Annotated in this window: 27 protein-coding genes and 2 tRNA genes; 16 read left to right on the top strand and 13 right to left on the bottom strand. The window is 66.7% G+C overall.

From position 1 onward, the window contains the following. Positions 1 to 19 precede the first annotated feature (19 nt). The 7 genes from ACFPOE_RS04555 to ACFPOE_RS04525 form a co-directional block, all read right to left on the bottom strand. Complete coding sequence (locus tag ACFPOE_RS04555) at positions 20 to 757, bottom strand: ABC transporter ATP-binding protein (RefSeq protein ID WP_376848830.1); 738 nt, start codon at positions 755 to 757, stop codon at positions 20 to 22. Beyond that, positions 754 to 1,506, bottom strand: a complete 753-nt coding sequence (locus ACFPOE_RS04550; RefSeq protein ID WP_376848829.1) for an ABC transporter ATP-binding protein — start codon at positions 1,504 to 1,506, stop codon at positions 754 to 756. Before ACFPOE_RS04550 ends, ACFPOE_RS04555 begins: the two co-directional genes overlap by 4 nt. Further along, on the bottom strand, positions 1,499 to 2,488 hold the full coding sequence (locus ACFPOE_RS04545; protein WP_376848828.1) for a branched-chain amino acid ABC transporter permease: 990 nt from the start codon (positions 2,486 to 2,488) through the stop codon (positions 1,499 to 1,501). Before ACFPOE_RS04545 ends, ACFPOE_RS04550 begins: the two co-directional genes overlap by 8 nt. Beyond that, positions 2,485 to 3,348, bottom strand: coding sequence for a branched-chain amino acid ABC transporter permease (locus ACFPOE_RS04540; RefSeq protein ID WP_376848827.1), 864 nt, complete (start codon positions 3,346 to 3,348; stop codon positions 2,485 to 2,487). Before ACFPOE_RS04540 ends, ACFPOE_RS04545 begins: the two co-directional genes overlap by 4 nt. Positions 3,349 to 3,408: 60 nt before the next feature. Then, a complete protein-coding gene (locus ACFPOE_RS04535; RefSeq protein ID WP_376848826.1) occupies positions 3,409 to 4,596 on the bottom strand; it encodes an ABC transporter substrate-binding protein in 1,188 nt (395 codons plus the stop codon). A gap of 105 nt (positions 4,597 to 4,701) precedes the next feature. Next, positions 4,702 to 6,279: a benzoate-CoA ligase family protein gene (locus ACFPOE_RS04530; protein ID WP_376848825.1), complete on the bottom strand. Its 1,578-nt coding sequence runs from the start codon at positions 6,277 to 6,279 to the stop codon at positions 4,702 to 4,704. An 88-nt stretch (positions 6,280 to 6,367) separates the two neighbouring features. Further along, positions 6,368 to 6,835, bottom strand: a complete 468-nt coding sequence (locus ACFPOE_RS04525; protein ID WP_376848824.1) for a flavodoxin domain-containing protein — start codon at positions 6,833 to 6,835, stop codon at positions 6,368 to 6,370. Positions 6,836 to 6,939: 104 nt separating this feature from the next. On the opposite strand from ACFPOE_RS04525, the gene ACFPOE_RS04520 reads away from it, so the two are divergent. From ACFPOE_RS04520 to boxB, 3 genes are all read left to right on the top strand, one after another. Continuing rightward, on the top strand, positions 6,940 to 7,827 hold the full coding sequence (locus ACFPOE_RS04520) for a helix-turn-helix transcriptional regulator (RefSeq protein ID WP_376848969.1): 888 nt from the start codon (positions 6,940 to 6,942) through the stop codon (positions 7,825 to 7,827). Beyond that, positions 7,824 to 9,512: a 2,3-epoxybenzoyl-CoA dihydrolase gene (gene boxC / locus ACFPOE_RS04515; RefSeq protein ID WP_376848823.1), complete on the top strand. Its 1,689-nt coding sequence runs from the start codon at positions 7,824 to 7,826 to the stop codon at positions 9,510 to 9,512. The genes ACFPOE_RS04520 and boxC overlap by 4 nt, the downstream gene beginning before the upstream one ends. Positions 9,513 to 9,679: 167 nt before the next feature. Continuing rightward, the gene (boxB, locus tag ACFPOE_RS04510; RefSeq protein ID WP_376848822.1) at positions 9,680 to 11,104 is read left to right on the top strand and encodes a benzoyl-CoA 2,3-epoxidase subunit BoxB; all 1,425 of its coding nucleotides are present in this window, start codon (positions 9,680 to 9,682) and stop codon (positions 11,102 to 11,104) included. Here the strand turns inward: boxB and ACFPOE_RS04505 are convergent, their stop codons facing one another. Next, complete coding sequence (locus tag ACFPOE_RS04505; protein ID WP_376848821.1) at positions 11,105 to 12,697, bottom strand: methyl-accepting chemotaxis protein; 1,593 nt, start codon at positions 12,695 to 12,697, stop codon at positions 11,105 to 11,107. It abuts the gene before it with no gap. Between the two features lie 160 nt (positions 12,698 to 12,857). Between ACFPOE_RS04505 and ACFPOE_RS04500 the strand changes: the two genes are divergently transcribed. The 5 genes from ACFPOE_RS04500 to ACFPOE_RS04480 all read left to right on the top strand — a co-directional run bounded on the left by ACFPOE_RS04500 (position 12,858) and on the right by ACFPOE_RS04480 (position 14,878). Beyond that, positions 12,858 to 12,934, top strand: a tRNA-Pro gene (locus ACFPOE_RS04500). A gap of 39 nt (positions 12,935 to 12,973) precedes the next feature. Next, positions 12,974 to 13,050: transfer RNA gene (locus tag ACFPOE_RS04495), tRNA-Arg, on the top strand. Positions 13,051 to 13,630: 580 nt separating this feature from the next. Then, positions 13,631 to 14,077: a hypothetical protein gene (locus ACFPOE_RS04490; protein ID WP_376848820.1), complete on the top strand. Its 447-nt coding sequence runs from the start codon at positions 13,631 to 13,633 to the stop codon at positions 14,075 to 14,077. 49 nt (positions 14,078 to 14,126) lie between these two features. Beyond that, positions 14,127 to 14,492, top strand: coding sequence for a GFA family protein (locus ACFPOE_RS04485; protein WP_376848819.1), 366 nt, complete (start codon positions 14,127 to 14,129; stop codon positions 14,490 to 14,492). Positions 14,493 to 14,698: 206 nt separating this feature from the next. Beyond that, on the top strand, positions 14,699 to 14,878 hold the full coding sequence (locus tag ACFPOE_RS04480; RefSeq protein WP_376848818.1) for a hypothetical protein: 180 nt from the start codon (positions 14,699 to 14,701) through the stop codon (positions 14,876 to 14,878). A gap of 60 nt (positions 14,879 to 14,938) precedes the next feature. Here the strand turns inward: ACFPOE_RS04480 and ACFPOE_RS04475 are convergent, their stop codons facing one another. After that, complete coding sequence (locus ACFPOE_RS04475; RefSeq protein WP_376848817.1) at positions 14,939 to 16,495, bottom strand: long-chain-fatty-acid--CoA ligase; 1,557 nt, start codon at positions 16,493 to 16,495, stop codon at positions 14,939 to 14,941. A 175-nt stretch (positions 16,496 to 16,670) separates the two neighbouring features. On the opposite strand from ACFPOE_RS04475, the gene ACFPOE_RS04470 reads away from it, so the two are divergent. Next, positions 16,671 to 17,927, top strand: coding sequence for an MFS transporter (locus ACFPOE_RS04470; protein ID WP_376848816.1), 1,257 nt, complete (start codon positions 16,671 to 16,673; stop codon positions 17,925 to 17,927). A gap of 143 nt (positions 17,928 to 18,070) precedes the next feature. On the opposite strand, the gene ACFPOE_RS04465 is transcribed toward ACFPOE_RS04470, so the two are convergent. Continuing rightward, positions 18,071 to 18,307, bottom strand: a complete 237-nt coding sequence (locus ACFPOE_RS04465) for a hypothetical protein (protein ID WP_376848815.1) — start codon at positions 18,305 to 18,307, stop codon at positions 18,071 to 18,073. Between the two features lie 119 nt (positions 18,308 to 18,426). Here ACFPOE_RS04465 and ACFPOE_RS04460 point away from each other — a divergent pair, with 119 nt between their 5' ends. Further along, positions 18,427 to 19,659: an alpha/beta fold hydrolase gene (locus ACFPOE_RS04460; RefSeq protein WP_376848814.1), complete on the top strand. Its 1,233-nt coding sequence runs from the start codon at positions 18,427 to 18,429 to the stop codon at positions 19,657 to 19,659. A gap of 37 nt (positions 19,660 to 19,696) precedes the next feature. On the opposite strand, the gene ACFPOE_RS04455 is transcribed toward ACFPOE_RS04460, so the two are convergent. Both ACFPOE_RS04455 and ACFPOE_RS04450 read right to left on the bottom strand, forming a co-directional pair. Then, positions 19,697 to 20,539 (bottom strand): dienelactone hydrolase family protein, encoded by an 843-nt coding sequence (locus ACFPOE_RS04455; protein ID WP_376848813.1) that lies wholly within the window; start codon positions 20,537 to 20,539, stop codon positions 19,697 to 19,699. A 96-nt stretch (positions 20,540 to 20,635) separates the two neighbouring features. Next, complete coding sequence (locus tag ACFPOE_RS04450) at positions 20,636 to 21,181, bottom strand: ABC transporter ATP-binding protein (protein ID WP_376848812.1); 546 nt, start codon at positions 21,179 to 21,181, stop codon at positions 20,636 to 20,638. Positions 21,182 to 21,404: 223 nt separating this feature from the next. Here ACFPOE_RS04450 and ACFPOE_RS04445 point away from each other — a divergent pair, with 223 nt between their 5' ends. From ACFPOE_RS04445 to ACFPOE_RS04430, 4 genes are all read left to right on the top strand, one after another. Then, entirely contained in the window at positions 21,405 to 22,274 is an 870-nt protein-coding gene (locus ACFPOE_RS04445; RefSeq protein WP_376848811.1) for an alpha/beta hydrolase family protein, read from the top strand. A gap of 18 nt (positions 22,275 to 22,292) precedes the next feature. Next, complete coding sequence (locus tag ACFPOE_RS04440) at positions 22,293 to 22,796, top strand: GNAT family N-acetyltransferase (protein ID WP_376848810.1); 504 nt, start codon at positions 22,293 to 22,295, stop codon at positions 22,794 to 22,796. A 31-nt stretch (positions 22,797 to 22,827) separates the two neighbouring features. Next, positions 22,828 to 23,340 (top strand): GNAT family N-acetyltransferase, encoded by a 513-nt coding sequence (locus ACFPOE_RS04435; RefSeq protein ID WP_376848809.1) that lies wholly within the window; start codon positions 22,828 to 22,830, stop codon positions 23,338 to 23,340. A gap of 192 nt (positions 23,341 to 23,532) precedes the next feature. Beyond that, positions 23,533 to 24,150, top strand: a complete 618-nt coding sequence (locus ACFPOE_RS04430; protein WP_376848808.1) for a pyridoxamine 5'-phosphate oxidase family protein — start codon at positions 23,533 to 23,535, stop codon at positions 24,148 to 24,150. 40 nt (positions 24,151 to 24,190) lie between these two features. Here the strand turns inward: ACFPOE_RS04430 and ACFPOE_RS04425 are convergent, their stop codons facing one another. Further along, positions 24,191 to 24,370 (bottom strand): DUF3606 domain-containing protein, encoded by a 180-nt coding sequence (locus ACFPOE_RS04425; protein ID WP_376848807.1) that lies wholly within the window; start codon positions 24,368 to 24,370, stop codon positions 24,191 to 24,193. 213 nt (positions 24,371 to 24,583) lie between these two features. On the opposite strand from ACFPOE_RS04425, the gene ACFPOE_RS04420 reads away from it, so the two are divergent. Continuing rightward, positions 24,584 to 25,066, top strand: coding sequence for a GreA/GreB family elongation factor (locus ACFPOE_RS04420; protein ID WP_376848806.1), 483 nt, complete (start codon positions 24,584 to 24,586; stop codon positions 25,064 to 25,066). A 54-nt stretch (positions 25,067 to 25,120) separates the two neighbouring features. Next, a complete protein-coding gene (locus tag ACFPOE_RS04415) occupies positions 25,121 to 25,597 on the top strand; it encodes an HAD family hydrolase (protein WP_376848805.1) in 477 nt (158 codons plus the stop codon). Positions 25,598 to 25,625: the final 28 nt, after the last annotated feature.

Genomic DNA, 25,625 nt, shown 5'->3' with positions numbered 1-25,625 from the left:
CTTCCCGCGGACGCGCCCTTTACACGCCCAGGTATTGCTCCAGCAACTGCGGCCGCGACCGCAGTTCCTCGGAGCTGCCGGCGAAGACCACTTCGCCCTTGACCAGGATCACGTTGCGGTCCGTGATCTGCGTGACGTGCTTCCAGTTCTTGTCGACGATGACGCTGGAGATGCCGGACGCGCGGATCAGTCCGCAGATCCGCCAGATCTCGCGCGCCACCAGCGGCGCCAGGCCTTCGGTCGCCTCGTCCAGGATCAGCACGTCGGGATTGGTCATCAGCGCGCGGCCGATGGTCAGCATCTGCTGCTCGCCGCCGGACAGCTGCTGGCCACCGTGGCCCAGGCGCTCGCGCAGGCGCGGGAAGGTCTCCAGCACGCGCTCGTAGGTCCAGTCGCGCTGGCCGCGGGTGCCGGCGCGCGCGGCCATCTTCAGGTTCTCCACCACGCTCAGGTTGCCGAAGATGCCGCGGCCCTCGGGCACGTAGGCCACGCCCAGCCGCGCAACCTCGTAGGGCGGGCGGCCGGTCATGTCGCGGCCCATCACCGTCACCGTGCCGGAGCGCGGCCTGACGATGCCCATCAGGCTCTTGAGCAGCGTGCTCTTGCCCATGCCGTTGCGGCCCATCAGGCCGATGGTCTCGCTGCGCGCCACCGAGAAGTCCACGCCGCGCAGGATGTGGCTGGCGTCGTAATAGGTGTTGAGGCCCTTGGCGTCGATAAGGGCTTGGACGGGCTCAGCCCGAACGGGGGATGTCATCCGTGCTCCTCCCCGAGATAGGCCGACTGCACATTGGCATCGGCGCGCACCTGTGCCGGCGTGCCGCTGGCGATCACCTGGCCGTTGACCATCACGGTCAGGCGGTCGGCCAGCGCGAACACCGCGTCCATGTCGTGTTCCACCAGCAGCACCGCGTGGCCGGGCTTGATCCGCTGCAGCAGGCCGACCATGCGCTCGGCTTCGGCCGTGCCCATGCCGGCCAGCGGTTCGTCCAGCAGCAGCACCCGCGGCTCGGTGGCCAGCGTCATCGCGATCTCCAGCTGGCGCTGCTCGCCATGGCTGGCGGTGCCGGCGATGGCGTCGCGCCGGCCCTGCAGCCCCGCCAGTTCCAGCGCGCGTTCGGCCCGGGCGTTGGTGTCGGCGAAACTGCTGGCGCGGCGCAGCCAGCTGGCCGCACGGGGAGCGCGCGACTGCGCCGCCAGCCGCACGTTCTCCCACACCGTGAACGGCAGAAAGATGTTGGTCTTCTGGTAGCTGCGGCCCAGGCCCTGGCGCGAGATCCGCTCGGGCGTCCAGCCGGTGACGTCGGCGCCGCCCAGCACGATGCTGCCGGTGCTGGGCGCCAGGTCGCCCGACAGCAGGTTGGTCAGCGTCGACTTGCCGGCGCCGTTGGGGCCGATGACGGCGTGGATGCGGCCCAGCTCCAGCCGCACCGACACGTCGTTGACGGCGGCCAGGCCGCCGAAGCGCTTGGTCAGCCGGCTGGCCTCGAGCAGCACTTCACTCACGGCGGCCGTCCTTGCGGTGGATGAAGCGCTCCACCAGTCCGATCAGCCCGCGCGGCGCGAACACCACCACCAGCACGATGAACAGGCCCATCCACAGCTGCCAGTGCTTGCCCAGGTTCACCGCGCCGACCGTGGGCAGGTCCTTGAACACCAGCAGCAGGTACTCGAAGGCGAAGGCGCCGGCGATGGCGCCGGCGAAGTTGCCCATGCCGCCCAGGATCACCATCATGATGGCGTGCGCGCTCATCTGGAATCCCATCAGCTCGGGGTTGACGAAGCCGGTGCGCGCGCCCCACAGGTAGCCGGCCAGCCCGGCCAGCGCGCCGGCCAGCGTGAAGGCCGCCAGCTTGTAGCCGAAGGTGCCGTAGCCCATGGCGCGCATCCGGTGCTCGTTGATGCGGATGCCCGCCAGCACCCGCCCGAAGGGGCTGAACAGCAGCCGACGCAGGAAGGCGTAGACCAGCACCAGCAGCGCCAGCGTGAAGTAGTAGAAGACCAGCTTGTGCTCCAGGTCGAACACGACGGCACCCGGCTTGAAGTTGACGTAGATGCCGTCCGAGCCGCCCAGCGCCTTGTTGTCGAAGAACAGGAAGAACACCATCTGGGCGAAGGCCATCGTCACCATGATGAAGTAGATGCCGCGGGTGCGGACCACGAAGAAGCCGATCACCAGCGCCGCCAGCGCCGACGCCGCCATCGCCGCCGGCAGGGTCCACCACAGGCTGGCGCCGGCGTCGGCCGGCGTGAGGAAGGCCAGCGCGTAGCCGGCCAGGCCGAAGTACACGGCGTGGCCCAGCGACACCAGCCCCGTCACGCCCAGCAGCAGATCCAGGCTCATCGCGAAGATGCCCAGGATCATCATCTGCACCACCATGCCGGCGTAGAACTCGCTGCCGACCAAGGGAAAGGCCAGCAGCGCCAGCAGCGCCAGCGCCACCACCGCCTGCAGGCTGCGGGGCAGGACTTCGAGGTTGGCCTTCATTGCTTGAACAGGCCTTCCGGCTTCCACAGCAGCACGGCCGCCATCAGCATGTAGACCAGCATGCCGGCCACCGAGGGCAGCAGCACCTTGCCGAAGGTGTCCACCAGGCCGACCAGCAGCGCCGCGATCAGCGCGCCGCGCACCGAGCCGATGCCGCCGATCACCACCACCACGAAGCACATGATCAGCACCTGCGAGCCCATGTTCGGATAGACGCTGGAGATCGGCGCAGCCACCATGCCGGCGACGCTGGCCAGGGCCACGCCCAGCCCGAACACCACGGCGTAGATCAGCTTGATGTTCACGCCCAGCGCCTCGGCCATCTCGCGGTTGAAGGCGCCGGCGCGGATCTTCATGCCCAGGCGGGTCCTGGAGATCAGCAGGTACAGGCCGGCGGCCAGCGCGATGCAGACGGCGGAGATGAACAGGCGGTACACGGGATACGACAGGTTCTCCGTCAGCGGGATCGACGCCGACAGCAGGTCCGGGATCTTCACGCCGTGCACGTCGTCGCCCCAGAAGATCGAGCGCAGTTCCTCGAAGATGTAGATCAGCCCGAAGGTGAGCAGCACCTGGTCCAGGTGGTCGCGGTGGTAGAAGTGGCGAAACAGCAGCCGCTCCAGCGCCAGCCCGAACACGACCGACAGCACGGCGCCGCCGGCGATGGCCAGCGCCAGGCTGCCGGTCATGCTGGAGAGCCACCACGCCAGGTAGGCACCCAGCATGTAGAAGCTGCCGTGCGCCAGGTTGACGACGCCCATGATGCCGAAGATCAGCGTCAGGCCGGCCGCCAGCATGAACAGCAGCAGGCCGTACTGCACGCTGTTGAGAAGCTGGATCAGGAAATTGGCGAGGTCCATGGGTGCGGGGCGAAAAAAATGGGAGGTTCGCAAACCTCCCATTCTTGCAGGCGGACGGCCTCAGGCCATCTTGCAGCCGGCGCCCGAATCGGCCAGCGCCTTGGCGGCGATGCCGATCACCTTGTTCTCGCGGTTCTCCACCACCCGCAGGTACATGTCCTGTACCGGGTTGTGCGACTTGCTCATGGTCCACTTGCCGCGCGGGCTGTCGATGGTGGCCGACTCCATCGCGGCATAGAGCGCCTTCTTGTTGTTCAGGTCGCCCTTGACCGCGGCCGCGCCCTGCACCAGCAGCTGTCCCGAGTCGTAGCCCTGCACCGCATACACGTCCGGCTGCATGCGGAATTCCTTGGCGTAGGCCAGGCGGAACTGCTTGTTGCGCGGCGTGTCCAGCGAATCGCTGTAATGCATGGTGGTGATGATGCCGTCGGCGGCGGGGCCGGCGGCGTCCAGCACGCCCTCGGTGAGGAAGCCTGAACCGTACAGCGGGATCTTGCCCTTCAGGCCGGCCGCGGCGTAATCCTTGATGAACTTGGCGGCGCCGCCGCCGGCGAAGAAACAGGCCACCGCGTCGGGCTTGAGCGAGGCGATCTCGGTCAGCAGCGCCTGGAATTCCACGTTCGGGAACGGCAGGCCCAGCTCCTTGATGATGGTGCCGCCGGCCTTGGTGTAGCTGTCGCGGAAGCCCTCGAAGGCCTCGTCGCCGGCCGCGTACTTCCACGTGATCCAGACCGCCTTCTTGTGGCCGCGGTCGACCATGGCCTTGCCCAGCGCCAGGGTCGGCTGCGAATTGGTGAACGAGGTGCGGAAGACGTTGGGCGCGCACAGGGCGCGGGTGGCGGCGTGGACGCCGGCGTTCGGGATCAGGCACAGCGTGCCGCTCTCGCGCACCACCTTCTGGATGCCCATCTGCACGCCGGAGTGCACGGTGCCGATCAGCACGTCCACCTTGTCGCGCTGGACCAGGCGGGTGGCGTTTTCCACGCCCTTGGACGGCTCCGATTCGTCGTCCACCTTGAACCACTCGATCTCGCGGCCACCGAGCTTGCCGCCCTTTTCGTTGATCGCCATGCGCACGCCGTTCTCGATGGCGACGCCCAGCTGCGCGAAGGTTCCGGTGTAGGGCAGCATGAAGCCGACGCGCACCTTGTTCGATTGCGCGCGCGCGATCTGCGGCAGCAGCAGGCCGGTCGAGGCGGCGCCGATCACGGCGGCACTGCGGGTGAGGACGAGGCGGCGGGTGGTCATGACGGGGGTCTCCTTCAGCGGTGGTTTATTTAAGCTTCAAGTATTTTTACCCAAGGGGCGCGGCCGTCGCACCATGACTTACCCGGATGGGCCCGCCAGCGGCCGTCAGCGTCCCGCGCGCAGCTTGAAGCGCTGGATCTTGCCGGTGGCGGTCTTGGGCAGCTCGGGCACGAACTCGATCCAGCGCGGGTACTTGTAGGGCGCCAGCTGGTTCTTCACGTGCTGCTGCAGGTCGGCGGCGCTGGCCGCCTGGCCGGGCTTGAGCACCACGAAGGCCTTGGGCTTGACCAGTTCGTCGCTGTCGGCCACGCCGATCACCGCCGCCTCCAGCACCGCGGGATGCGTCATCAGCGAGCCTTCCACCTCGAACGGCGAGACGTAGATGCCCCCGACCTTGAGCATGTCGTCGCTGCGCCCGCCGTAGGTGTAGTAGCCCTCGGCATCGCGCGTGTACTTGTCGCCGCTGCGGGTCCATTCGCCGGCGAAGGTGGACTTGGTCCGGGCCCGGTTGTTCCAGTACATCAGCGCCGACGACGGCCCGCTGATCTGCAGCTCGCCCAGTTCGTCGTCGCCGCATTCGCGGCCGTCGTCATCCACGATGCGCAGCTGGTAGCCCGGCACCGCCTTGCCGGTGGTGCCGTAGCGCACCTGGCCCGGGCGGTTGGACAGGAAGATGTGCAGCATCTCGGTGCTGCCGATGCCGTCCAGGACCTCGCAGCCGTAGTCGGCGGTCCAGCGGCGGCCGATCTCCGCCGGCAGCGCCTCGCCGGCGCTGGTGCAGACGCGCAGGCGCAGCTGCTGCTTGTTCGGCCGGCCGGCGTCGTTCAGCAGTGCGGCGTACAGCGTGGGCACGCCGTAGAAGATGGTCGGCTGGAACTTCTTCAGGATGCCGAACACCGCCTCCGGCGTCGGCCGCGCCGCCAGCAGCACGGTGGTGGCGCCCACGCTCAGCGGAAAGGTCAGGGCATTGCCCAGGCCATAGGCGAAGAACAGCTTGGCCGCGGAATACACCACGTCGTCCTCGCGGATGCCCAGCACGCCGCGGCCATAGAGTTCCGCGGTCTGCACCAGGTGGCTGTGCAGGTGCACCGTGCCCTTGGGGGTGCCGGTGCTGCCGCTGGAGTAGAGCCAGAAGCAGATGTCGTCGCTGCAGGTGTCCGCCACCACCGGCGTCGCCGCCGCTTCCTGCAGCAGTTCGGCGACGGTGGTGCGGGCGGCCTCGCCCTGGGCGCCGGCGACGATCACCGTCTCCAGCGAATCGATGTCGCCGATCACGTCGCGGAAGGCGGGCCACAGCGGCTGCGACACGACCAGGCCCTGGGCCCGCGAGTCGCGCAGCATGAAATCGAAGTCCTTCGCCGTCAGCAGCGTGTTGGCCGCGACCGGCACCACGCCTGCCAGGATGCAGCCCAGGAACACCACCGGCCACTCCAGCGTGTCCAGCATCGCGACCAGCATCCGGCTCTCCGGCGCAAAGCCGTGGCCGCGCAGCGCGTTGGCAAAGCGATGCGCCTGGTCGGCGAGCTCTCCGTAGGTGAGCCGGGCGCCGGTGGCGGCGTCGATGTACGCCACCTTGCCGGGCCGCGACGCGTTGCGTTCGAGCAGGTCGTGCGCGGCGTTGTAGTCGCGCGGAATGGTGACGACCGGCGGATTGGCCCGGAGGTCTGCGCTGCTCAGATGCATGTCTCTCGTCTCCTGTTTCCTGTCGTCCCGGCTCGGCCCGGGACCCATCCGCATCGGCGCGTGGGACCGTCCGGATCCCGGCTCTTTCTTATTCCGTTTGAGCCGGCTGCAGCGCCTGCGCCAGCCACTCGCGGCACCAGGCGGTGCCCTCGGTCTCGGGCATGGTGCCGGCGCTGGCGTCGTGGCACCAGACCTCGCCGATGCGCTGCGCGCCCAGGCCCTGCAGGCGCTCGTCGAACTTCTTGCCGCCGAAGCAGAAGGTCTGCAGGTAGGTGCGGTCGCCCAGCGCGATCACGCCGTAGCGGACGTGGCCCAGGAACCTGGGCTGGGCGTCCAGCGACTCGTACAGGGCGCGGGCGTTGTCGGGCACGTCGCCGGAGCCGTAGGTGGACGAACAAATGAGATATAGTGCATCTTCGTCGAAGACGCTGATGTCCCGGCCGTCCATCAGCAGCACCTCGATCTCCTCGATCAGGTCGGCGCAATCCATCTGGATCGCCTGGGCCACATAGTCAGCGGTGCTGGTCATGGTGGCGACCAGGATCTTGAGTTTCATCGGGGTCTCCGGAACATGCAATAAACTGCTTGACTTGGTATTGGTAGGAAGTATACTGCAATCTTGATTTTTCGCAAATGTTTGTCGAAAAGAACTTGATTCCCATGCACCTGGCCGCCGATTCGGATACCAATGTCACGCTGAGCGAGCTCGGCGGGCGCGTGCGGGCCTGGCGCGCCCGCCGGGGCATGACGCGCAAGCAGCTGGCGCTGGACTCCGGCCTGTCCGAGCGTTTCCTGGCCGACGTCGAAAGCGGCAAGGGCAACGTCTCCATCAATTCGCTGGAAGCGGCGGCCCGGGCATTGAACATCACCATCCTGGAGCTGCTGCAGGACGCGCCGCGTCCGCCGCTGGCGCGGGCCCAGGGCCTGCTGGCCAGGCTGGACGACAACCAGCTGGAACAGGCGCATGCGCTGCTGGCCGCCACCTTCGGCCTGGGCGACGAGCAGGGGCGCGAGCGGCGGATCGCGCTGATCGGGCTGCGCGGCGCCGGCAAGTCGACGCTGGGCGCCCAGCTCGCGGCCCATCGCGGCGTGCCCTTCGTGGAACTGGATCGCGAGATCGAGCGCGAGGCCGGCACCAGCATGAACGAGATCCTGCTGCTGCACGGCCAGGCCGGCTACCGCCGCTACGAGCGCCGGGCGCTGCTGCGCATCGCCGAAGACCATGCCGCTGGCGTCGTCATGACCACCGGTGGCAGCATCGTCAGCGAGCGCGAGACCTTCGACCTGCTGCAAAGCCGCTTCTATTGCGTCTGGCTGAAGGCCAGTCCGGAAGAACACATGAGCCGCGTGGTCGCCCAGGGCGACATGCGGCCCTTCGACACCACGCGCGGCGCCACCAGCGAAGCGATGGACGACCTGCGCCGCATCCTGGCCAGCCGCGAGGCCCTCTACGCGCGGGCCGACGCCGTGGTGGACACGGCGGCCAGGAGCGTCAAGCAATCCCTCAGAGACCTGGAACGAGCCGTTCCGCTGGAGAAGAAACAATGAATGCGATGACCGAACCCCTGCTGTTCAAGCGGGGCGAGCGCGAGCTGGTGAGCTTTGCCACCCAGCCGTCCAACTACCAGCACTGGACGCTGAGCGTGGAAGGCGACGTGGCCCGCCTGAAACTCGATATCAACGAGGACGGCGGCATCAAGCCGGGCTACAAGCTCAAGCTCAATAGCTACGACCTGGGCGTCGACATCGAGCTGCACGACGCGATCAACCGCGTGCGCTTCGAGCACCCGCAGGTCAAGGTGGTGGTGTTCGAGTCCGGCAAGGAGAAGATCTGGTGTTCCGGCGCCAACATCTACATGCTGGGCCTGTCCACCCACGCATGGAAGGTGAACTTCTGCAAGTTCACCAATGAAACGCGCAACGGGCTGGAGGATTCCTCGCGCAACGATGGCTTGAAGAGCATAGCCGCAGTCACCGGCGCCTGCGCCGGGGGCGGCTACGAGCTGGCCCTGGCCTGCGACCGCATCGTGATGGTGGACGACCGTTCCTCCACCGTCAGCCTGCCCGAGGTGCCGCTGCTGGGCGTGCTGCCCGGCACCGGCGGGCTCACGCGCATCACCGACAAGCGCAAGGTGCGGCGCGACCTGGCCGACATCTTCTGCACCACCAGCGAAGGGGTGCGGGCCGACCGCGCGAAGGACTGGAAGCTGGTCGACGCGCTGGCCAAGCCGCAGCAGTTCGCGCAGCTGGTGGAAAGCGAAGTGGCGGCGCTGCGCGCGCAGTCCACGCGCAACGGGACCAAGGGCATCGCGCTGACGCCGCTGCAACCGGCGATCGACGAGCTGGGCTACCACTACACGACGGTGGACGCGCAGGTCAACCGCGAAACGCGCATCGCGACGATCACCGTCAAGGCGCCGGCCGCGGCCATCGAGTCGACGCCGGCAGCGATCGAAGCGGCAGGGGCCGGCTGGTGGCCGCTGAAGCTGGCGCGCGAACTGGACGACCTGATCCTGAACCTGCGCACCAACGAACTGGAAACCGGCACCTGGGTGATCCAGACCCGCGGCGATGCCAACAAGGTGATGGCCGCCGACGCCGTGCTGGAGCAGCACAAGGACCACTGGCTGGTGCGCGAAACCATCGGCGCGCTGCGCCGCACACTGGCCCGGCTGGACGTGACCAGCCGCTCGCTGATCGCGCTGGTGGACGCCGGCTCCTGCTTCGCCGGCACCTTCTACGAACTGGCGCTGGCCTGCGACCGCATCTACATGCTGGACCTGCCGGATTCGCCGGACGCCGCGCCTTCGCTGCAACTGAACGCCGCCAACTTCGGCCGCTACCCGGTGGTCAACGGCCTGACGCGGCTGCAGACCCGCTTCAACGAGGACGGCGCCACCATCGCGCAATTGCAGGGACTGCAGGACGCGCCGCTGCGCGCCGACCAGGCGCTGGCCCTGGGGCTGGTGACGCTGGCGCCGGACGACATCGACTGGGACGACGAGATCCGCATCATGCTGGAGGAGCGCGCGTCCCTGTCGCCCGACGCGCTGACCGGCCTGGAAGCGTCGCTGCGTTTTCCCGGCCGGGAAAGCATGGAGACGCGCATCTTCGCCCGCCTGTCCGCCTGGCAAAACTGGATCTTCATCCGCCCCAACGCCGTCGGCGAGGAGGGCGCCCTCAAGCTGTTCGGCACCGGTAAGAAGGCGAAGTTCGACTGGAAGCGCATCTAGGGGCCGGACAGCCGGACGCAGAACACGCAGAAGTTGCGCAGAAGACGCAGAAGGAATTCAAGTTTTCAAGTCTGCTATCCGGCTGTTCTTTTGCGCCTTCTGCGTTGTTTCTGCGCCTTCTGCGTCCGGATGTCCGCATTCAATGAGTTGAGACAAAGAAAGCACATATGAGCACCATCGACCTGCAATCCCTGATCCCCAACAACGTCCACCTCGGCGAGAACCGGCAACTGCAGCGCGCTCTGGAGCACTGGCAGCCGGCCTTCCTGAACTGGTGGGACGAGATGGGGCCGAGCGACTTCAAGGCGCGCGAGGTGTACCTGCGCACCGCCGTCGGCGTCGATGCCCAGGGCTGGGCCAGCTACGGCTACACGCCGATGCCCGATTACCGGTGGGGCATCTTCCTGGCCGATAAGGAGGAGGGCCGCAAGATCGGCTTCGGCGACCACATGGGCGAGGAGGTGTGGCAGGACGTGCCCGGCGAATACCGCAGCACCTTCCGCCGCCTGATCGTCACGCAGGGCGACACCGAGCCGGCCTCGGTGGAACAGCAGCGTTTGCTTGGCCACACCGCGCCCTCGCTGTACGACCTGCGCAACCTGTTCCAGGTCAACGTGGAGGAGGGCCGCCACCTGTGGGCGATGGTGTACCTGCTGCACGCGCACTTCGGCCGCGACGGCCGCGAGGAGGCGGAGGAACTGCTGATGCGCCACAGCGGCGACGCCGACAAGCCGCGCATCCTGGGCACCTTCAACGAGCCGATGGACAACTGGCTGTCGTTCTTCATGTTCACCTACTTCACCGACCGCGACGGCAAGTTCCAGCTCAAGTCCTTTGCCGAAAGCGCCTTCGATCCGCTGGCCCGCACCACCCGCTTCATGCTGACGGAGGAAGCGCACCACATGTTCGTCGGCGAGACCGGCGTCGGCCGCGTCATCAAGCGCACGCTGGAAGTGATGAAGGAGCTGGACACCGACGACGTCGCCACGCTGCGCGCGGCCGGCGTGATCGACCTGCCGACGGTGCAGAAGTTCATGAACTTCTGGTTCACCAGCTCGCTGGACCTGTTCGGCTCGGAGGCGTCGTCCAACGCCGCCAACTACTTCAGCAACGGCATCAAGGGCCGGCCCGACGAGGCCAAGTTCGCCGACCACGTCGAGCGCGACACCGAGATGCAGATCAACGTCCCGGACGGCAAGGGCGGCGTCCGGAACGAGACGGTTTCCACCCGCAACGGCATGAACGAGATCACCCGCCTGGAGTACGTGAAGGACTGCAACATCGGCGTCACCCGCTGGAACATGGGCATCAAGCGGGCCGGCGTCGACTTCGAGCTGAAACTGCCGGCCACGCGCTTTCGCCGGCAGGTCGGCGTCTGGGCCAACATCCCGACCGATCCGCAGGGCCAGCCGATCTCGCAGGCCGAGTTCGACGCGAAGAAGGACGGCTGGCTGCCCACCCCGGCCGACACCGCCTTCGTCAAGAGCCTGATGCAGCGCGTCACCGAGCCGGGCAAGATGGCCGGCTGGATCGCGCCGCCCGACCGCGGCATCAACGCCAATCCGGTCGACTACGAATACGTGAAGCTCTGATCAGGCCAAGCCCAGCGCCAGCGGCGACCGCGACCCGGCCAGGGGCAGGGCGGCGTCCATCCGGAACACCGACACCGCGCGCACCAGCAGTTCCGCCTGCCGGCTGAGGCTTTCGGCGGCGGCCGCAGCCTCCTCGACCAGGGAGGCATTGCCCTGGGTGACCTGGTCCATCTGCGTCACCGCGTGGCTCACTTCGGCCACGCCCTTGTTCTGTTCCTGCGTGGCGCTGCTGATCTCGGCCAGCAGCGTCGTCATCTCCTGCACCTGGCGCACCACCTGGCCCATGCTGTCGCCGGCGTGGGCGGCCTGCCGCTCGCCGGCGCCCACCTTGTCCACGCTGGCGCCGATCAGGACCTTGATCTCCTTGGCGGCTGCGGCGCTGCGCTGGGCCAGGTTGCGGACTTCCGCCGCGACCACGGCGAAGCCGCGGCCCTGGTCGCCGGCGCGGGCCGCTTCGACGGCGGCGTTCAGCGCCAGGATGTTGGTCTGGAACGCGATGCCGTCGATGACTCCCGTGATTTCCGAAATGCGGCGGCTGGACGCCGTGATCTCCGCCATGGTCGCCACCAGTTCCGACACGGCCTGGCCGCTGAGGCGGGCCGACAGGGTGGTGGCGGTCGCCATCTCGCTGGCCGTGCGCGTCGCCTCGGCGTTGGCCCGGACGGTGGCGTTGATCTGCTCCATCGACGCGGCGGTCTGCTGCAGGTTGCTGGCCTGTTCCTCGGTGCGCTGGCTCAGGTCCTGGTTGCCGCTGGCGATCTGGACGCTGCCGCTGGCGATGCTGTCGCTGCTCTGGCGCACGGTTCCCACCAGCTGCACCAGGTTGTCGTTCATGCGGGCCAGTGCGCCCAGCAACTGCGCCGCCTCGTCGTTGCCCTGCACCTCGATGCGCGAGGTCAGGTCGCCGGTGGCGACCGCTTGCGCCACCTGCAGCGCGCGCACCAGCCGGCGCACGATGTCGCGGCTGATCGACCAGCCCGCCACCAGCAGCAGCAGGCAGGCCAGCACGGTGCCGACGCCCACGACGATGCCGGTGCGCTCGGAGGTGGCGCGGCTCGTGTGCTCCGCCGTGCGGGCGCTCTGCGCGATCAGGCTGCTGATGGCGTCCATGTCGGTGGCGACCGAACCGAACGTCGCCAGGAATTCGCCCAGCTGCGCCTGGGCGGCGGCGTCGTCGCCATCGGCCACCGTGGCCACCGCATTTGCCTGGCGGACGTACGCCTCCAGGGCAGGGCGCATCTTGGCGAGTGCGGCATGGATGGCGGGATTGAGTTCCATCGCCTCGACCTTGCGCGTCGATTCGGCCAGCTGCGTGGCGTGCGCCTGCACCTGGGCGCGCCCGGCCTTCACCGCGTCGGCCCCGGCCCCCCTGCCGGCGAGCACCGCTGCCAGCACATCGCCGCGCAGCACGTCGCGGGCCTGGCCAGCCTCCATGTGCTGCCGCAGCGCCTCCTGCGCCTGCAGCACGTGGTCGGCGCCGACGGTGAGGTAGTGGCGGGCAACCAGCCCCGCGATGCCCGAGCCGGCCAGGGCAAGGATGGCCAGCAGACTCAGCCCGATCAGCTTGCCTTGGATGGTTTGGTGGAACTTCATGGGCGTAAGTAAAGGTGAATACAGGTAACCTAATGTTACCATCTTGGCTGTATGAACCGTGAGATAAATGCAGTCGCCCACTGGACCGGCAGCCTCGAATCGCATCGCCGCCACACCTTTCCCGGGACCGCCCGTGCGCGCAAGGTAAACTCGACGGCTTCGGAGCGTAGCGCAGCCTGGTAGCGCATCTGGTTTGGGACCAGAGGGTCGGAGGTTCGAATCCTCTCGCTCCGACCACAACAAAGACAAGGCCCACTGCGTGGGCCTTTCGTCCATCTGCCCGTAGCTCAGTTGGATAGAGCACTCGCCTTCTAAGCGAGTTGTCGGGGGTTCGATTCCCTCCGGGCAGGCCACTCCTTCATTGCCGCGCCCGGCCGTCAAGGCCCGCCAGCCGACGATGCACTCCTGAAGCAGTGCGAGGTGCTGCATCCTTTAGCTCCAAGCAGCGACGTTCGGTTGAATTGCGCCTTCACCAGCAAGGCGCCATACGCAACCAAGCCGAGAGTCGCAGCAAAAAGATGAACGAGGCGCTTGGCCTCGGCCGTCGAAAGCTGATCGGATTGAGGAAATCGCTGCGGGCCGGTCGCTTCGTTCGGCACCCATTTAGCGATTGTCAGAGTTGACGTGCCTCGCGTTTCCCACCTACTCCTTTGTGATGCACGGTTTATGGCGCATGCCTTTCGTGAACTTCCATCGATCACTTGCCCGATTGGGCCCTTGTTGATATCTTTGACAACGACGCAAGTCGGGGGGTCTCACATGAAGAAGGCAGTGGCAGTCGCATTGGTCGCGCTCGCATCGCATTGCGCATGGAAATGAACCAATGTGGCCACACATACCGCCTGGGCAAAGACATCTTCTTCGCACCGTCTGATACGGATCGCACCGTCGCGGTCATTCCATGGTCGCCGGTTACTCCGACGTTTGAGCTCAATGGGCAATCTGCGCTTCCGACGGCTGGACCCTTCTGCTCCGGCCGACTTGCTCGAGTGGCAATTGGTGTTCCGGGGCACGCCGTCCTTTGTCTATGCAACGCAAGGGCGTTCGCCAACGGATGCAGACGCCGAGCGGATCATGCGCACGATGCCGGTGGGGAGGGCGCAGGAGGACATCTTCGCTTTCGCCATCGAGCTTGGCGGTGTGCTGCGCGGCGGCGCCAGCCTGGAAGGCGTGGTTGATGCGGAGAACGGGCGCTTCGCCGCGCTTTGGGGGCGTCCGGGCTTTCGAGAACTCTATCGCCGAGGGCTTCCGTGGTTAGTGGGCCCTGCAATCGTTGGCGCCAAGGACCTGAGCTCCAACAGGTCCGTGAACACGGACGCCCGAAGTCGCCCCGCAGTTTCGCCGCGCCGTTCATTTGTCGCCGGGCAACTCCGGCTTTAGCCGCCACACCAGACCAAGGGAGTCCGAAATGGCCCAGAACCAAACGTCCATGTCGCTGCTGCAGGGCTCATGCCACTGTGGGGCTGTCCGCCTCACCCTGCCGTCCGCGCCCGAGAAAGCCACGAAGTGCAACTGCTCGATCTGCCGCCGCCTTGGCGGGCTGTGGGCGTACTACGAGTTCGGAACGGTGCAAATCGAGGGCCATCCGGAAAACACAAGCTCGTACGTCTGGGGGGACAAGACGCTCCGCACTGTGCGGTGCAGCACTTGCGGGTGCGCCACGCATTGGGAACCCCTTGCGCCGGGGGCCGGGGCCAAGCACGGCGTCAATCTGAACAACTTCGAACCACGCCTCCAAGAGGGTGTTCAGGTGCGCCGCTTCGACGGCGCAGACACGTGGACATTCACCGACTGAGATACCGAGCGTGCCAACAACTCCAAAGCCGGCTGCTTCCGGGCCATAGCGGTCGTCGGAGGCGCCGCAGATCGGCGCAGAATGCGTTGCATGATCGAGTGCAATCAATCGCATCGCGCGACGACATGAGAAGGCAGGCAGAGCACCGAATACGCCGGGCTGCCTCCCTGGCGCGGCCAGGGTGGATCTGGGCGGCAGCCGTGGTCATGAACGCGCCCGCGGTTGCCGGCACCGCATTCCTTGCCTGGCTTGCATTCACTGCCGATGAGCCGGCGCTGACGACCGTGACGGGCGTGCTCTTCGTGCTGGCCCTCGCCTGGGCTTTCCTGGGTACAGCCGATTCCTGGCAAGTTCTACATCGTTTCGCCCGGCGTTTCGGCCGATAGCGCAATGCAGTCTCCCGGCGCGCCGGCTCCCGATGCCCGGACGCGCGCGATCGCAGCGTCCTACACCACCTGCCGCTCCCGCCCCTCCCAATAGGGCTTGCGCAAATCCTTCTTCAGGATCTTGCCGGTCGGATTGCGGGGCAGGGCGTCGACGACGTCGATGGTCTTGGGGCACTTGAAGGCGGCGATGCGCTCGCGGCACCACGCCAGCGTTTCCTGCGGATCGAAGTCTGCGCCCGGCCGCAGCACCACCACTGCCTTGGGCACCTCGCCCCATCGCTCGTCCGGGACACCGATCACGGCCACATCCTGGATCGCCGGATGCTCGGCCAGCACGCGCTCGATCTCGGCAGGGTAGATGTTCTCGCCGCCGCTGATGATCAGGTCCTTGATGCGGTCGGTGATGTAGATGTAGCCGTCGGCGTCCATGTGCCCGCCGTCGCCGGAACGCAGCCAGCCATCGGGCGTGAACGCCGCGGCGGTCGCCTCCGGCTTGCCCCAGTAGCCGCCCATGCGCTGCTCGCTGCGCACCCAGATCTCGCCAGGCGTGCCGGGCGGCAGGAGTTCACCCGTGGCGGGCTCGTGAATTTCGATCTCCACGCCGGTGATCGGCTTGCCGGCCGAGATCAGCCGGTGGGCGACGGCCGGGTTCGCGTGGTCCTCGGGCCCCAGCAGGCTCACGGCGCCGGACTGCTCCGTCATTCCGTACACCTGGTACAGCACGCCGGGAAACAGGGCCAGCGACGCCCGCAGCACGGGCAGCGGCATCGGCGACGCGCCGTAGCAGAGCACTTCCAGGCTGGAATAGTCGCGCGCCGCGGCGCCGGGCACCTGGTTCATGGCGGCCATCAGCGCCGGCACGAAGAACGTGTGCGTGATCTTCTCGGCTTCCAGCATCTGCAGCGCGGCCACCGGGTCCGGCGTGCGCATCAGGATGACGCTGGCCCCGACGGTCAGCGCCACCAGTGCCGTGCTGGTGCCGCCGACGTGGAACAGCGGCATCGCCACCTGCACCCGCGAACTCGTGCGGTAGGACTGGGTGGCGCTCAGGTGGCGCGAATGCGCGAGCATGCCGCGGTGCGTGAGCATGGCCCCCTTGGGAAAGCCGGTGGTACCCGACGTGTACAGCTGCAGGAAGCAGTGGTCGGGGTCCGCCGGATACACGGTCGGATCGGGTTCCTGCGCGGCCAGCCAGCCTTCGTATTCGTCCTGCGGGCCGCCGACCCGGATCACCCGCTCCAGCATGGGAAGCGACGGGCGCAACGCGTCGACCGCGCCGGCAAATTCCGGGCCGACAAACAGGACCCGCGCCTTCGCATCGTTGATCACGTAGGCGATCTCGGGGGGCGCCAGGCGGAAGTTGACCACTGCGTTCGCGGTGCCGGCCTGCGCGCAGGCCAGCGTCAGTTCGAGGCAGGAGGGGTGATTCAGGTCGAGCACCGCGACCCTGTCGCCCGGCACCAGGCCGGCCGCCCGCTGGGCCGCCGCGTTGCGGCGGACTCTCTGCGCGAGTTGCGCCCAGGTTCGGTCGATACCGGCAAAACGCATGGCGATGGCGTCGGGTTGCCGCGCTTCCCAATACGCGGGGATGGCGGCGACGTGGGTGAACTCGGACATGCGGGCTCCTGCGTTGCGGTTGTGGGTGGTCGTCGGGCCGTCCCAGCTGCAAGTTGCGAGCGTCCTGTTGCGATCCCGACCCGGCGCCTGCTCGCGACTTCCGGCGCAGTATAGGTTGGTGCTGCGCGGAGGTGCACGGGGCGAGCAGTTCCAACGACATTGCGGATCGGGCCTGATGCGGCAAAATCCTTCCCAAAGAGGGCCGCCCATCAACAAGAATCTCTGGAAGAACGCGGACTACATGCGCCTGTGGAGCGCGCAGGTCGTTTCGACCTTCGGCTCGTCGGCGTCGTCGGTGATCTACCCGTTGCTGATCCTGGCGCTGACCAATTCGCCGTCGGCGGCCGGCATTGCGTCGGCGCTGCGCATCCTGCCGTACCTGGCGTTTTCGATCCCGGTGGGCGCGCTGGTGGATCGCTGGGACCGCAAGCGCGTGATGGTCGTCTGCGACCTGGGACGCCTGGCAGCTGTTTCCTGCATCCCGATTGCCATCTGGTTCGATGCGCTGGCGCTGTGGCAAATCTATGTCGTGTCCGCCGTCGAAGGCTCATTCTTCGTCCTGTTCAACATCGCCGAAGTGGCCGCGCTGCCTCGTGTCGTGCCCAACGAGCAGCTGCCCGCCGCGACGGCGCAGAACCACGCCGCCTTCAGCGCCGCCGTGGTGGCCGGGCCTTCTGCAGGCACGCTGCTGTACCAGTGGCTGGGACGGGCGGCGCCGTTCGTGTTCGACGCGCTGACGTATCTGGTTTCCGCGCTCTCCGTTTTGGCCATTCGCACGCCATTGCGCAGGGAGGCCCCCGCGACCCAGGGGAATCTGCGCCAGGAGATCGCGCAGGGCCTTCGCTGGCTGTGGGATCGACCCGTGATCCGCACCACGGCCTTCCTCACGGGCGGCGTCAACTTCGTCTACGCGGCCACGCCGCTGATCATGATCGTGCTGGCCAAGCAGATGAACGCCACCGACATGGACATCGGCGTGATGTTCAGTGTGGGCGGCCTGGGCGGCGTGTTCGGCTCCTTGCTGGCCGGCCGGGTGCAACGCCGGTTCACGTTCGGGCAGGTGATCATCGCTATCGTCTGGGCACAGGCGCTCATCTTCCCGCTCTACCTTCTTGCACCCAACGTGCTGCTGCTCGGGGCGGTGTTCGCGGCGATCTATCTCCTGGCGCCGATCTACAACGTCGTGCAGTTCAGTTACCGCATTGCCCAGATCCCCGATGCGCTGCAGGGGCGCGTGAACAGCGTGTTCCGGCTGTTGGCGGTGGGCTTGCAGCCGCTCGGCGCGGCGCTGTGCGGCTTCCTGCTGGAGTACGCCGGCGCGGCGTGGACGGTCGGCCTGTTCGGGCTTTGCTACCTCGCGCTGGCCGTCTGGGCCGCGTGCAGCCGATCGGTGCGCGAGGCGCCGGCGTTCAATGCTGCGGTGGCCGCGTAGCGGGCAGCATTCAACGCCGAGGCAAGGGGGCCATGGCGTCGGGCACTTCCACGTCCGGCCGGACCGCGTGACCGGGCTGGTCCTCCCGGGTCACCAGACCCGCGGAGTCAGACTCGCTCTCCGGAGCGCCAGGCGCGAGCGGCTCAGGAGGAGCGCGCCAGGTTGGTCTTGCGACCCGAGCCGCCGACGGGGCCGGAGGGGACCTTGTTGCGCCCCGAGCCGATCTTCTTGCTTGCGCCAGGGAGCTTGTTGAAGGTGGTCCATGCGCGCGCCTCGGCCTCGGGGGGGCGGACCACGCCTTTTTGCTCGCGGCCCTTTTCGATGGCGCCCGCTTGGCGCTTTTGCTTGTCGATCTTGGCGGACTTGTCCCCTTGCGGCATGTCGGGCTCCTGAAGATGCATGTTCCCGCATTATTTTGCGCCGATCGATCTCGCGGCGTCGGAGAACGGCTCTTTGGAAGAAGGAAATCGCGCTCCTTCGTTCGGTTCTAATGGCAGCCATGAGTACGACCTACCGCATGCCCGGCGCAGTCTTGACCGAACGCGAGCACACGGTTCCCCTTGTTCACGGGGACCCGTCGCGTGGCACGATCGCTGTGTTCACGCGCGAAGTTGCAGCCCCGGATGGCCTGGACCGGCCCTACCTGGTGTTCCTGCAGGGCGGCCCCGGCTTCGAGGCCGCCCGCCCGACGAGCCCGCCGTCAGGGTGGATGGCGCGTGCCCTGGCCGACTTCCGCGTCCTGCTGCTCGACCAGCGAGGCACAGGGCGCTCGACGCCGGTCGGGCCGGTCATCCCGGGGGCCGCGGCCGCCGACCAGGCCGAGTACCTGACGCATTTCCGCGCCGACTCGATCGTGCGCGACCTCGAACTGATTCGCGCCGACCTCGGTGTCGACCGCTGGAGTCTGCTCGGCCAGAGCTTCGGTGGATTCACCTCGCTCACCTACCTGTCGCTTGCGCCGGAGGGACTGCGGGAGGTCCTGATCACCGGCGGCCTCGCGCCAATCAACGCTCTACCTGTCGACGAGGTCTACGCGGCGACATGGGTGCGCGTTCGCGAGGCGAATCAGCGCTATCACGACCGCTACCCGGGAGACCTCGAGCGTTTGCGAACGACCCTGCGCCGGCTCGACGCGGAAGACGTCCGCTTGCCCAATGGCGACCGCCTCACATCGCGCCGGTTCCGGCAGACCGGCATGTGGCTCGGCGACAGCGCGGGATTCGAGCGGCTGCACCACCTGCTCGAACTGCCTTTGGGCTCGGCGGCATTCCTCCTCGATGCGCAGATGGCGTCGAGCTGGGAGCGCAATCCGATCTACGCGACGCTCCATGAGTCCTCGTACGCCGACGGCGGTGCCACCGGCTGGTCGGCCCACCGGCTCGCGCCCGAGGAGGCAATGTCCGGCGACCTGCTCGCTGCCGAGCACGTCTTTCCCTGGATGTGGGATGACTATGCGGGCTTGCGGGCGCACCGCGACGCGGCGCAGCTGCTGGCCCGGCATGCATGGCCGCGCCTGTATGACGCTGACCGCCTCGCGCGCAACGACGTCCCGGTGGCAGCGACCGTGTACGTGGACGATGTCTACGTGGAGCGATCGTTTGCCGAGGAGACGGCCCGCGGCGTGCGCGGGCTGCGGGCCTGGGTGACCAACGAGTACGCCCACAACGGCTTGCGGGCCGATGGCGAGCGCATCCTGGGGCGCCTGCTCGACATGGTGCGTGGCAGGGCGTGAACCCGACCGACGAGACCCTCGTCGAAAATCGCCGCGTTCAGGCCAGCGCCTGTTGGAACGTCGCCAGCAGCCGCGCCCAGGCGCGCTCGGATTGGGCGGCGTCGTAGACCTGGGTGTCGGGCGGACACCAGCCATGGGCGGCCGGATACACCTCCACCTCCCCCGGCAGCTTTGCTGCGTCGAGCGCGGCGCGCAGGGCGACCTTGGCCTGGGGATCCTGCTTGTCGTCGCTTTCGGCCACGGCGATGAGATATCGGGCCTTCGTCTGGGCGATCAGGCGATGCGGGCTGTCCGGCGCGGCTGTCACCATGGCGGCGCCGTGGAAGGTGGCGACAGCGCCCACGCGGCCGGGTGCCACGGTCGCGGTGCGCACGGCGATCGGCCCGCCCATGCAGTACCCGGTGGTCCCGATCTTGCGCGCCTTGTCCACTTCAGGCTGCGTGTCGAGCCAGGCGACGAAGGCCTTGCCATCGGTGAGATGCATGGCCGGCGTCAGGGCCTGCATCAGAGGCATCACCTCGGCGATGGGCGTCTTGCCGCCCTGCGGGGCGGTCGGCGCCTTCTTCTGCCGATAGAAGGGGTTCACCACCAGCACGCTGTAACCCGATTCCGCCAGGCGCCGCCCCATCTGCCTGAAGGCGGGGCGCAGGCCGAAGATGTCGGGCCACACCAGCACCCCGGGTGCCGGGCCGGACGTGGGGGCGACGAAGTACGCGTCGCACGTGCCATCCGGCGTGGTGATGGTCACGTCACGTTCGGCCACTGCAACGGCATCGGCAACGCTGGGCAGAGCCGTGAGCATGCCGGCGGATGCGGCCCACGCGGCGAAATCGCGGCGGGTGTATTTCTTGAGTTCTTCCTGGTCGTTCACATCACACATGGTGGTCACCTCTTGAAGAGCGGGGAGCATAGTATGTCCGCGCGAGATGCAGACAGCAATGCAGGCCGTGGTCGCGTCACGCACCACCGGACTGGTTCATCTTTTCACATCGAGTCTGGTGGCGGGGCGAACGCTCCGCCAGGGCAGGCGGGGGTCGGCCTCGTAGTCGGCGACCACCCAGGTTCGCGTCGCGTGAGCGGCCATGTCGGCCAGGAACTCGCGGATCACGCGGGCCGATGCCGCGTCCAGGGCGACAAAGGGCTGGTCCAGGCAGGTGATGGTGGCGCCGCTCGCCAGCAATCCCACCACGGCCACCTTGCGCCGGCTGCCGGTCGACAGCATGAACAGCTTCTTGTGGAGGTGCGCCGCCAGGTCCAGGGCCGCAGTCAGCTCCTGCTGCAACGTCGGGTTCCAGCGCGGGCAGCGCGGCCGCAAGGCGCTCCAGACCTGGAGCGGAGTCTGGTCCTGGTGCCCCGGCAGCGACAGGTCGAGCCAGAGGCCATCGGGGCAGGGCGCCTGCCCCGGAGCGGGCGCAAGATCGCCGGCCAGGCGGCGCAGCAGGCTGGTCTTGCCCGAGCCTTCGTCGCCGGTGACGGCGACGAGGCCGGGCGGCAGGGGGAGGAGCGCGGCGACAGTGGGCATCTGCGGACTATGCCTGGTGGCAGCGCAACCCGCCGGTTTGTGTCCTCTTGTGGAGTGCCTGGTCCCCACGGACAATCGCAAGTCCGTCTTTGTCGAGGTGATCGTGACCGCAAGTGAAACACGGGCTCACGCCACGCTGGAGAAACTCATTAGACGGACGGTCTCGCCGCGGGCTCTGCCTGCCAATGGTCCGCCGGCCATTTCCATTCGTTAGGCAGCAAGCATGCAGTTGCGCCGGATCGTCATCGTCTTCCTCGCTCATGCGCTGGTGGTAGGGGCGTTCGCGGGTAACGCTGAAATCCCGGTTCCAGCTCCTGGCGAGCCGGAGCGGATCGCGATGCTCGAGGCCTTTGTCTACAAGCCGAATGGCCCCGGGCCGTTTCCAGTCCTGATCCTGAACCACGGCTCGGCCGGGGGGATGCCGCAGGAGTCCATCGCCTGGAAACGGGATGCGGCGTATTGGAGTCAGCGCGGCTACCTCGTCGTAGCACCCATGCGCCGAGGACGCGGCAAGAGTTCCGGCACCTCCCTTGAGTCCGAGGACAAGAACTGCAAGGTCTCGGAGTGGTTCAACACGTTGCCGCAGTCGCTGCAGGATCTCGATGCCGTCATTGAGTTCGCCGAAAAGATTCCCGAAGCCATTGCCGGCGCTGTGACGATGATCGGGGTGTCCCGCGGTGGTTTTCTGTCTGTGGCCTATGCGGCAGAAGGCAGGCACCGGTCGAAGGTTCGGTCGGTGGTCAATCTCGTGGGTGGATGGGTTGCCCAGGCTGAAGACCAATGCGCCCAGGATTTCAATGCGATCGCGTTCGAGCGCTACGGCAGGCAGACAAGGACGCCGATGTTGTGGCTCTACGGGACGGGGGACCTGTTCTATGGAGATGCATCCGTCAGCGAATATGCTGATACGTTCAAGAAGTCCGGCGGCATCGCAGATTTCCGCTTGATCGAAGGTGTTCCGGAGAACGGACACTGGCTGCCCCGATATCCGGCGAAGTGGAGGAAACTGGTCGATGACTTTCTGCACACCACGAATGCAGCCTTACCAAAGCCGTCCCCGGACGTCGCCGCACCGTTCCATGGTCTGCGGTGACATCCGACCTTAGGCCGCATGCACCCCCGCATCCGTCTGGCGCAATCGGGTGACGCCCGCGCCATTTCCGATCTCGTACGGGCAAGCTTCCGGGCCCACATCGCCCCGGATTGGCAGGCCGAGGCGCAAGAAGCCTTTGTCAGCGAAACGACGGCTGAGAAGTTGGCCGGACCGATCGTGGACGCAGCATTCGCAGCCGTCTATGAGGAGGTGGATGGGCCCGTTGTTGGTGTGATCCTGCTGCCTCGCCCCAGCCTCGTGCAGCTATGCTTCGTGGCCACAACGCACTTGCGCCGCGGAATTGGGAGATCCCTTTGGGAAGAGGCGCGAATTTTCCTTGAAACGCAAGTTCCCGACACCAAGACGGTCGAACTCAATGCATCGCCGTATGCGGTCGCGGCGTACACGGCCATGGGCTTCTTTCCGATCTCCAGGCCCTATCGGCGGCAGGGGGCAGTGGCGACGCGCATGGCTTGCTGGCTGCCGGCCAGAGCACTAGAGGGCGCGCCCGATGCGGCCTAAACAGGTCAATCGACGTTCGAGTGCACTGCTGATGCGGGACCTTGCGATCCGAGCAGTCACGGCGAACGACGATCTCGTCGAGCTGACGGAACTGATACACGCCGCCTATGCGCTCCACGCCAAGAGTGGCCTCAGGTTCTGGGGCACGCACCAGAGCGTGCTCGACACTTCCAGGCGGCTCGCTTCGGGTCAGGGTTTGCTGGCCTTGGCGAAGGGGAAGATGGTTGGCACCATCACGGGTCGCCCACCCCAGGACAACTCTCCAGTGCCGCTCTTTCGCATGCCCGACGTGTGGAGCTTCTGCCAGTTCGCCGTCCACCCCGACGTAAGGGGACAGGGCGTTGGCACGGCGCTGCATGAGAGGGCACTGATGCACGCGGCCTCGCAGGGCGCCAGGCGCATGGCTTTGGACACGGCCGCTCCAGCAGCAGGCCTCATTCGAATGTACAAGTCCTGGGGTTACGAAGAGTGCGGCAACTGTGACTGGCGCCCGCACACGAACTACCTGAGCACGCTCATGGTGAGGGCGGTCGATGCGCTTTGACAGGTTCGCCACCGCGGTGCGGGTGACGACGATGCTGCTGGCTGATTCATTGGCGCCAGTGGAGAACGTGGCCGCCACGGCGAGTGGGCATCAGATGACGACTGGTTGGATGATGCGGTTGAGCGGCCATCGCCAAGCCGGTCGAGAACATGGCTCTTGACGTCCCGTCCAGATGCGCGATACGGTCAGTTGATGCCTGCTTCCCACACCATCGCGACGCTTGACCAACTGCAGCAACTCTTCGGCCCTGTCGGGCAAGCGTCGCTGCGCAAGGAAACGTCCTTCGTTCCCCCGGAGTATCGGCGCTGGATCGAGGTTTCACCGTTCGCGGTGCTGGCGACTAGCGGGGCCCGAGGTCTCGATGCGTCGCCACGGGGCGATCCGGCGGGGTTCGTGGTCGTGGAGGACGAAAGGACCCTGCTGCTGCCGGAACGGCGAGGCAACAACCGCATCGACAGCCTGCGCAACATCCTGACAGACCCGCGCGTTGCATTGCTCTTCCTTATTCCTGGCGTCGGAGAGACGCTTCGCGTGAACGGGCGCGCCTCGATCAGCACCGATCCCGAGTTGCTGGATCGCCTGGCGGTGGATGGCAAGCGACCGCAGTGCGTGCTGCGCATCTCGGTTGACGCTGTGTTCTTCCAGTGCGCGCGGGCCATGCAGCGTTCGCGCCTCTGGTCGGACGCCACTGAACGGCCGGCCGGCGTTCCGACCGCGGGCGAGATGCTCCAGGCGCTGACGGCTGGTGGCATCGATGGCCAGCGCTACGACGTGGAACTGCCGGCGCGTCAGCGCGCGACCCTCTACTAACCGGAAGCATTGTGCGGTCCGGCCCCGTGCGCTGCCGCCTTCACGCGCGCGTGTTGAGGTAGGCGCGAATCTTGTCCGGGTCGCCCCCGACCTCGGTGATGATCCGCTTGAGCTCGTGCACGCTCACGCCCAGCCGGTTCGACCACTCCCGCAAATCCTCGGGGTGATCGATGCGGATGCGCTCCGGACCGGGGTTTCCCAAGCGCGACGTCTCTTGCATGTGTGTCTCCGGCAATCAGCTGGCATTGTCCGCTTCCGGGCTACAAGCGGTCATTCGCGCAAGTTGCACCGTATAGAAGGCCTCCTTGTCGGAGCGTTCTGGCCGTTCCAAAGATGACGGCGCACTGCCGAAAGCGCGATCTGGTCGACCGCCGGTGGAGCCCTTCATAATCAAGGCCTGCCCTCCGCTGGTCTGAGATGCCTACCTTTCGTCATGGATAAATTCTTGCTGCAGCAGCAGGTGCTGAAACGGCTCGCCGAAGACTTGCTGCAAGCCGAACAGGCAGTGCGGGCGGCCCATGAAACGGCGACCCACGAAGAAAATGTCGCCGAGAACAAATACGACACATTGGGACTCGAAGCCGCCTACCTGGCCACCGGCCAGGTTCGGCGCGCGCAAGCCATCCGCAAGGCGCTGGCCAATTGGCGCCAATTCCGCCCGCCTCCTTACGACGTCAGAAAAGGGATACAGCTCGGCGCGCTGGTCTGCCTGGTCGATTCCGACGACAAGCAGCAACTCCTCTTTCTCGGCCCGGATGGGGGCAGCATGAAGTTGGTCAGCGGCACTCAGGTCGTTCAGGTCATCAGCAGCGAAGCCCCTTTGGGCAGGGCCATTCTGGGCAAATGCGAGGGTGATGAGGTGTCGATACAGGTCGCTCCGATCCGACAGCAGTTTGAGGTGCTGCGGGTTCATTAAGCCGTGAACGATTCCTGTGGGTCGTAAACAGCCATTGCGTATCATCATTGCACGATGATCAAGTGCGTCTTTTTCGATTACGACGGCGTCCTGACAACCGACCGTACTGGATCCGTCACGACGTGCGGTTTCCTCAGCAAGCGGACCGGCATCCCACTCGAACGCATCCAGGCGGCACTTGTGCCGCACAACAGGGCACTCACGCTGGGCCTGACGACCTATGAGCGGGTTTGGCCTGATTTCTGCGCGACCATCGAGCGCAAGCTACCGGTGACGTTGCTTGTCGAAGCCTTCGACAGCACGCCAGCGAACCCGGCAATGTTCGAACTTGCGCAGGAGCTGCGAACCCAATGCCGACTCGGCATCATCACGGACAACAAGTCAGATCGGATGCGACGCCTACGGCTGCGTCAGAATCTGGATCGTTTGTTCGACCCGATCGTCATCTCGGCGGACCTTGGCTGCTCGAAGGAGTCCGTGGACATTTTCGAGCATGCTCTAGCTGTGAAGCGTCAAGAGGTTCTTTCTTGACGGGCTGAGTCTGGAGATCGGCGGTAGT

The organism is Caenimonas terrae (assembly GCF_042655405.1).
Taxonomy (GTDB): Bacteria; Pseudomonadota; Gammaproteobacteria; order Burkholderiales; family Burkholderiaceae_C; genus Ramlibacter; species Ramlibacter terrae_A.
This window is presented reverse-complemented; position numbering and strand designations above follow the sequence as displayed.